The following is a 7,368-nucleotide window of genomic DNA, read 5'->3' as shown; positions in this document are numbered from 1 at the left end:
GGCTCGGCCTGATCGGCGCGGCCGGCCTGCTGGGACGGCGCCTGACCGCCAGGGACCTGAAGGGCTTCACGTCGCCGGCCGACATCTTCAACCTGGTGTTCTTCCTCGTCGCCTTCGGCGTGGCGTTGCTGCACTTCCTGCTGGCCGACAACGATTTCTCCCGGGTCGGGGCCTTCGTCGCGAACCTGGTGACCGGCAACCTGGCGGCCCTGCCCGCGGCCGGCGCGGGCACGCCGCTGCTGCCGGCCTCGGTGGTGCTGCTGAGCGTCCTGCTCGCCTATATTCCGCTGACCCACATGTCGCACTTCGTGGGCAAGTACTTCGCCTACCACGCCGTGCGCTGGAACGACGAGCCGAACCTGCCAGGCAGCAAGACCGAGGGCAAGATCCCGGATCTCCTCAATAAAACCGTCAGCTGGTCCGCGCCGCACATCCGGGGCGACGGCCGGAAGAAGACCTGGGCCGAAGCCGCGACCGAGAATCCGGCGCGGCCGGAGGAGAAGTGACATGGACAACCAGAGCAACGCCCCCGCGCCCATGACCGACCGCCAGCGGGACGTCAGCCGGGAGATCGCGAAGATCGTCGAGCTGACCGACATCGCCAGGGACTGCGGTCCGCTCGTCGACATCCCCATCGAGGAGCAGATCCCGCTGCCGCCGCCCTTCGACAAGCTCGAGGAGGAGCCGCCCCACAAGCCGCTCACCGACGCGGCCAGGGAAAAGTACGAGTGCGACCTCGACATGACCATCGCGGTCAACATGCCGAAGCCGGCGACCGAGGAGGAGGAGGAGCGCCTGGTCGCGTCGTTCCTGTCGGGCATGAAGAAGCTGTTCGAGGAGGAGAACAACTGGATCTTCCTGCAGCCGCTGATCATCTCGGCCGAGCACTGCGCCAAGTGCCAGACCTGCTCCGAGGCCTGCCACATCTACCAGGAGAGCGGCGAGCACGACGTCTACCGGCCGTCGTACCGCTCGGAGATCTTCCGCCGCATCTACCACAAGTACATCAAGCACGAATCGACGTGGGTCCACGGCGACATCGACCTGAACTGGCGTGCGGTGGCGCGCCTGATCGAGCTGTCCTACCGCTGCAACCTCTGCCGCCGGTGCGCCCAGACCTGCCCCATCGGCGTCGACAACGCGCTGCTGGCCCGCGAGATCCGCAAGATCGCCAGCCAGGAGATGGGCATCACGGTCAAGGAGCTGCACGAGGCCGGGTCGGTCCTGCAGCAGAAGGTGGGGTCGTCCACCGGCATGAACGCCCTGGTGGTCAAGGACAACCTCGAGTTCATCGACGAGGACACGACCGAGAAGACGGGCATCACGGTGAAGACGCCCTGGGACGTGGAGGGCGCCGACATCCTGCTCATCCACAACGCCGGCGAGATCATGGCCTGGCCCGAGAACCCGGGCGCCTTCGCCCTGCTGATGAACGCAGCGGGCCTGAGCTGGACCCTGTCGAGCGAGCTGGCCGCCTACGACGGCATCAACTATGGCGTCTGGTACGACGACGTGCAGTTCGCCCGCACGGCCTTGATGCACATGCAGGCGGCCAAGAACCTAGGCGTCAAGAAGATCGTCCTGGGCGAGTGCGGCCACGCCCATAAGGCGCTGACGGTCATCGCCGACCGTGTGCTGACCGGCGACATGAACATACCGCGCGAGAGCTGCATGGCCATGCTGCTGGACATCGTCCGCTCCGGCAAGATCAAGTTCGACAAGAGCCGCAACGACTTCCCGGTGACCCTGCACGATCCCTGCAACATGGTGCGGCTGATGGGCATCGTCTCGCCGCAGCGCGAGATCATCAAGGCGGTGGTGCCCGAGGAGCGCTTCCGCGAAATGACGCCGCACGGCGTCGAGAACTACTGCTGCGGCGGCGGCTCCGGCTTCGCGATCATGTCCGGGCACAATTTCGCCGAGTGGCGCCACCGCTTCTCGGGGCGCCGCAAGTTCCGACAGGTACTGGAAGCGTTCCAGGACGAACCGATGGACAAGGAGCACCCCAAGTACATCTGCGCCCCCTGCAGCAACTGCAAGGGCCAGCTGCGCGACATCATCCAGCACTACGACGCCTGGAACAAGGCCGGCATCTACTACGGCGGCCTCGTCGAGCTGATGGTCAACGCCATGGAGGGCGTCGCGCCGAACTACATCGACTGGGAATGGCACTAGATCCCGTCGGCTCCCGCATGAGAAAAGCCCCCGGCCGGAAACGGCCGGGGGCTTTTTCAGCGAAGGTCGCGGCGCCCTCTATCCGTACGGGTACATCCCCTTCTTGACCTGTTCGAGGGTGGCCAGCAGGTAGTCGTGCTTCACCTCGTCGGCCTTCAGGTAGTTCAGCAGGTACTCCTGGACGAGCATCTTACGGCCCTTGATCTGCTCGAGGGTCTCGCGGACGTACTCGACCATGTCCTTTTCCATCTTGATGTGCTTGCGGATGCCGTCCCACACCTCGCCCAGCTCGTCGGGCGTGAGGCTGACGGGCTTCTTCTCGAGGGTCGACGCGATCAGCTCCTGCACGCGGTAGTGCAACTTGGAATCGGTCTGGATGATCTCCATGACCATGCGGATGAGCGCATTGTCGGTCTTCTCGATGATCCGGCCGGTGGACGTCACCGACGCGTCCTCGATCTTCTGCCAGTCCCTCATCGTCGCTGCGAGGTTCTCCTGGATTTCCTTCGTGGTCGTCTTCTTGGCCATGATTCAGTCCCTCTCCTGCCGATTGGAAACGGGTGTGCGGAAGGGTCCGCGGGTCAGAATCGGAACGATTATAGGTACCGGCTCGACGCCAGGCAAGGCGGCAGTTTCCCGGCCTAGCCGAGGGTCCCGACGATGTCCTGGAACACCTCCTCGATCGCCTGCTCGCCGTCGATCCTGTGCACCGCGACGCCGATCTTCCCGTAGAATCCGATGACCGGCGCGGTCTGCTCGTGATAGAGCGCCAGGCGCTTGCGGACGGCCTCGGGCCTGTCGTCGTCGCGCTGGATCAGCTTCGCGCCGTCCTTGTCGCAGATGCCCGGCGTCTTGGGCGGCAGGCTCACGGTATTGTAGCCCGCGCCGCACTCGCTGCACATGAAGCGGCTGCTGATGCGCGCCACGGCGGTCTCGTCCTCGATGACGATCTCGACCACGGCATCGACAGCCAGATCGGCCCGGACCAGCTCGGCCTGGGCCACGGTGCGGGGATAGCCGTCCAGCAGGATGCCCCCGGGATGCTCCCGGTAGGCCTTCTTGACGATGTCGAAGATCAACTCGTCGCTGACCAGCTTGCCCGCGTTCATGACCTCGGAAAGCTCCCGGCCCAGTTCGGAACCGCTCTTGACCTCGGCCCGCAGCGCATCGCCGGTGGAGAAGTGGAAGATCCCGTAGTGGGCGGCCAGCTTGGCGGCCTGGGTGCCCTTGCCGCTCGCCTGCGGACCGATGATGATGATGTTCACGAAAATATCTCCTGTGCTGCTCTGGCGCCCCGAGTTCGCGTTCCCGTGGCTGCGCCGGGCACCGTCGAGAACGGAATTTCAGCTTCAACCATAGGATCCGAGACGCAACAGAGCTAGGAGAAAAAGTCGACGATATAACGAATCGAGACGAAGAGGATGCACGCCGCCAGGATCCACTTGATCACCGTCGCCGGGAAGCGTTTCTGGAGGCGCGCGCCGCAGTAGATGCCCGCGAAACCGCCGAGCCCGAAGAGCAGGCCCAGCAGCCAGTCGGGCGAGACGGCCAGCTCCGGGTAACGGGACGCCAGGAGGCCGTAGAAGAGGACCGCGCCGGCCGAGGTGACGAAGGTGCCCATCAGGGCCGCGCCGGCGACGGTGTACACGGGCAGGCCCCACACGCTGACCAGGACGGGCGCGATGATGGCGCCGCCGCCGATCCCGTACACGCCCCCGACCACGCCGACCGCCAGGCTCAGGGCGGCCAGGGCCAGGGTGTTGACGGTGAAGCGCTCGCCGCGGAAGACGTAGGCGATGCGCGTCGGGCCGAACCGCTCGACGACGACCTCCGTGACCGGCTCGTCGGCCGTCGCGACCCCCGGACGCCGCCTCATGACGTCGCCGAGCACCCTCGCGCCGAGGTAGAGCAGCACCAGTCCCACGAAGAACTTGAAGTTCCGCGGATCGGGCAGATAGCGGATGCGCAGCACGGCCCCGATCAGCACGCCCGGCAGCGAGCCCGCGACCACGACCCAGGTCAGGGGCCAGACCATGCGCCCTTCCCTGAAATAGCGGTACACGCCGCTGGGAATGGCCACCACGTTGTAGAGCTGGTTGGTGGCGCTCACCGCCGGACTGGTGAAACCGAGGACGCTCATCTGGAAGGGCAGCAGGAGGAAGGCGCCCGACACGCCGCCCGTCGACGTGAAGAAGGAGATGGCGAAGGCCACCAGCGGCGGGATCAGGGGGTTGACCGTCAGGTCCGCGGTCGGGAAGTGCATGGCGTCCTATTCCGGTGCGCCGGCGTCGCCGCCCGCGTCGGGAGACCGGTCTTCCGGCTGTTTCCCGGTGAAGAGCTTCTGCCAGTAACCCACGTCGATCCACGCGCCGAACTTGAATCCGACCTCGCGGAAGTGGGCGACTTTCACGAAGCCCAGCTTCTCATGCAGTGCCACGCTCGCCGGGCTCGGCAGCGCGATGCCCCCGATGGCAGAGCGGCAGCCTCCCTCGTCCAGCCTGGCCAGGAGACGGTCGTACAGCTCACTCCCCAGGCCGCGTCCCACCGCGTCGGGCGCGAGGTAGACGCTGGTCTCGACCGAATGCCGGTAGGCGCAGCGCGACTTCCAGGGACTGGCGAAAGCGAAGCCGACAACGCCGTCGATGTCGCGCTCGACAACCAGCCACGGGTGCTCCGCACCCGACGTTGCGATCCGGCCCCGCATGTCCGACACGGTCACCGGCTCCTGCTCGAAGGTCACGATGCTGCCGGCCACGTAGTGGTTGTAGATCTCGCAGACGCGCGCGGCGTCCTCGCGTGTAGCGTCTCTGATCACGGCGCCTCCAGCATCGGATTGTGGCCCACGGGCCGCCCCCCGTCAACCGGACCGGTTCCGGACGGCAGCCGACTGTGCTAGGCTCGACGCTTCGAATCGACCCGAGCCGGAACCCGGAAGTTCCCACGTGCTGCACGACGACCTGACGCGCATCTTCGCCGGCGACGAGCGGCCGGCCCCCGAACGCGAGCACCTGCTGGCGTTGATGGACCTCCTCGCCGAGCTGCCCCCTCCCCCGGACCCCTACGGCCTGTACCCAGCGTACGCCAACCTGCAGCGCCGCTTCGTCGACGCCGTCGGCACCGGCGACCCCGACACGGTCGAGGAGGCCTTCCTGACCCTCTACTGCCACGTCCACGGCCACGAGGCTCCCTACTCCCCGGCGGAGCGCCGGCGGATGGACGAGACCGGCGGCTACTGGTGCCACGCGGGCGGCGTCTCGCCGCTGCTCAAGGCGGGCGACCACATCGGGCCCGGAACGATCAGCGCGGATTTCGGGGCGGGCAACGGCCTGCAGGGGCTGCTGCTGCAGAAGCTGTACCCCCACGCGTCGACGCGGCAGATCGAGATCTCCAGCCGGATGATCGAGTCCGGGCAACTGCTGCAGGACTGGCTGGGAATCGACACCGGGCGGGTGGAGTGGATCGCGGGCGACGTGCTGGACCAGTCGCCGCGGGGGGTCGACTTCATCTACCTCTACCGGCCGGTGCGGCCCGAGGGCGAGGGACGGCGGTTCTACGAGCGGTTCGCGGCGGAGCTGGCGGCCCAGGGGCGCGAGGTGGTGATCTTCAGCATCGCCGACTGCCTGCGCGGGTTCCTCGATCCCGCCTTCCGGATCTTCTACCGGGACGGGCACCTCACGTGCTTCGGCAACCGGGTGGACTAGCGGGTCCCGTCACACCCCCAGCGCCGCCCAGGTCTCCCGCTGCAGGAAGCTGCCGTCCACGTCGTCCTCCATCTGCCTGAACAACGCGCAGGGCAAGGCGACCGTGACGAGGTCCTTGCCCAGGCTGCGCACGATCCGGCGGGCCGAGGGGTCGACCAGGCCGACCACGGCGCGCGGCGCCGGATCGTCGGCCTCGCGGTAGGCGAAGATGCCGAGGCTCTGGCAGCCCGCGGCGTGCGGGATGATCGCCCCGTCCGAATCGCCGCGGCGGTAGTTGGCCAGAACGACCAGTCCCGACATCTGATCCGCGTCGGCGAGCATGACGACCACGACCGGTTCCTCGTCCGCGGCGAGCTGGTCGAGGCGCTTGAACACGACGTACTGCACCGGCACGTCGCGGGTCGGCAGGACGTCGAGCCAGCGGCGGACCACGTCCGCCGACTTGCGGTACCGCTCGCCGTGCAGGAAGTGCTCGCGCATGGAGTCGCGCAGCCACGGCGCGCAGGCCTCCGCCACGGCCCGGCCCTGCTCGGTCCGCTCGTTGCCGTCGGCGAGGAAACCGCAGAACCCGTCGACGCCGCCGGGGAAGTTCTCGTAGCAATTGCCGAAGCCCAGGCCCACGCCGCCGCCCCAGCAGCCGAACGTTTCGCGATCGAACGCCGCCACCTTGCCCTTGCGGGCAACCGCAGCGAAGCTCCCCATGACGCAGCCCCAGCGTCCCGGGGCGAACTGCAGGGCCCCGGCGGGCGCGTCGTCGGTCCAGAGGATCGCGACGGGCGGATAGCGCAGGTTCAGGGCTTGGGCCAGGCGGCTCTCCATGGCGGGGGCTCCTCGGATCTGGTATGGCGCGGCATCTTCTGGTCGCATACTGGCACCGGGAGCGCGAGGAGACAAGGTGCACGGTGGCCGCAGCGCCCAGGTCCCGGTGCCGCCGGAGCGTCCCGGATCGCGACCGGACCCGGCCGGGGGATGCACGGGACGACTTGATCCGCTATCATGGTCGGCCGAGCGACCGACGCCCGGAACCGATCCCGCGCGGACCGGCACGGCCCGCGCCACCGGAAAGGACACCCCGATGAGAACGCTCGTGACCTGTCTGCTCGCGATCTCCGCGATCGGTGCCCCCCCTGCCGGCGCCCAGGTGCGCGCCCAGCTCGACACAGTGGGCTTCGCCGTCTCGGTCGTCGACATGCAGGCCGTGCTGGCGGCTGACCTCGCCGCCGAGGAGCTGCCCGCGCCCGGGACCGCGGAAACCCCCGCGGAGCCGTGCGTAGCAGCTATCCTGCCCCACGACGATTACCTCTATGCCGGCCGCACGGCGGTGCACGGGCTGTCGTACCTGCAGGCGCAGCGCTGGGTCGTGTTCGGCGTCTGCCACGCCTGCCGCCGCCTCGGCGTGCGCGACCGCCTGCTGCTGGACGACAGCGCGGCCTGGCGGGTGGCGGGACGGGAGTGGCCCGTGGACGTGGAGCTGCGCGCGGCGTTGGCGGCG

Annotated in this window: 9 protein-coding genes; 4 read left to right on the top strand and 5 right to left on the bottom strand. The window is 68.0% G+C overall.

The genetic code is table 11. The features are described from left to right. Together KJ554_04370 and KJ554_04365 are read left to right on the top strand one after the other, a co-directional pair. The coding region (locus KJ554_04370; protein ID MBU0741573.1) for a hypothetical protein at positions 1-506 on the top strand (506 nt) is incomplete at its 5' end. 31 nt (positions 507-537) lie between these two features. Continuing rightward, positions 538-2,175, top strand: coding sequence for a (Fe-S)-binding protein (locus tag KJ554_04365; GenBank protein MBU0741572.1), 1,638 nt, complete (start codon positions 538-540; stop codon positions 2,173-2,175). 78 nt (positions 2,176-2,253) lie between these two features. Here the strand turns inward: KJ554_04365 and KJ554_04360 are convergent, their stop codons facing one another. The 4 genes from KJ554_04360 to KJ554_04345 form a co-directional block, all read right to left on the bottom strand. Next, on the bottom strand, positions 2,254-2,703 hold the full coding sequence (locus KJ554_04360; GenBank protein ID MBU0741571.1) for a hypothetical protein: 450 nt from the start codon (positions 2,701-2,703) through the stop codon (positions 2,254-2,256). Positions 2,704-2,816: 113 nt separating this feature from the next. Next, the gene (locus tag KJ554_04355; protein MBU0741570.1) at positions 2,817-3,440 is read right to left on the bottom strand and encodes a nucleoside monophosphate kinase; all 624 of its coding nucleotides are present in this window, start codon (positions 3,438-3,440) and stop codon (positions 2,817-2,819) included. A gap of 113 nt (positions 3,441-3,553) precedes the next feature. Continuing rightward, positions 3,554-4,438, bottom strand: a complete 885-nt coding sequence (locus tag KJ554_04350; protein MBU0741569.1) for a sulfite exporter TauE/SafE family protein — start codon at positions 4,436-4,438, stop codon at positions 3,554-3,556. 6 nt (positions 4,439-4,444) lie between these two features. Further along, positions 4,445-4,990, bottom strand: coding sequence for a GNAT family N-acetyltransferase (locus KJ554_04345; GenBank protein MBU0741568.1), 546 nt, complete (start codon positions 4,988-4,990; stop codon positions 4,445-4,447). Positions 4,991-5,117: 127 nt separating this feature from the next. Here KJ554_04345 and KJ554_04340 point away from each other — a divergent pair, with 127 nt between their 5' ends. Then, entirely contained in the window at positions 5,118-5,876 is a 759-nt protein-coding gene (locus KJ554_04340) for a hypothetical protein (protein ID MBU0741567.1), read from the top strand. Between the two features lie 9 nt (positions 5,877-5,885). On the opposite strand, the gene KJ554_04335 is transcribed toward KJ554_04340, so the two are convergent. Next, entirely contained in the window at positions 5,886-6,695 is an 810-nt protein-coding gene (locus KJ554_04335; protein MBU0741566.1) for a DUF169 domain-containing protein, read from the bottom strand. 256 nt (positions 6,696-6,951) lie between these two features. Between KJ554_04335 and KJ554_04330 the strand changes: the two genes are divergently transcribed. Further along, a partial coding sequence (locus tag KJ554_04330) for a hypothetical protein (GenBank protein ID MBU0741565.1) occupies positions 6,952-7,368 on the top strand: 417 nt, incomplete at its 3' end.

It is taken from the genome of bacterium, from assembly GCA_018814885.1.
In the GTDB taxonomy this organism is placed as follows: Bacteria; Krumholzibacteriota; Krumholzibacteriia; order LZORAL124-64-63; family LZORAL124-64-63; genus JAHIYU01.
Note: the sequence above shows the minus strand (reverse complement) of the source record. Positions and strands in the feature narration are given on the sequence as shown.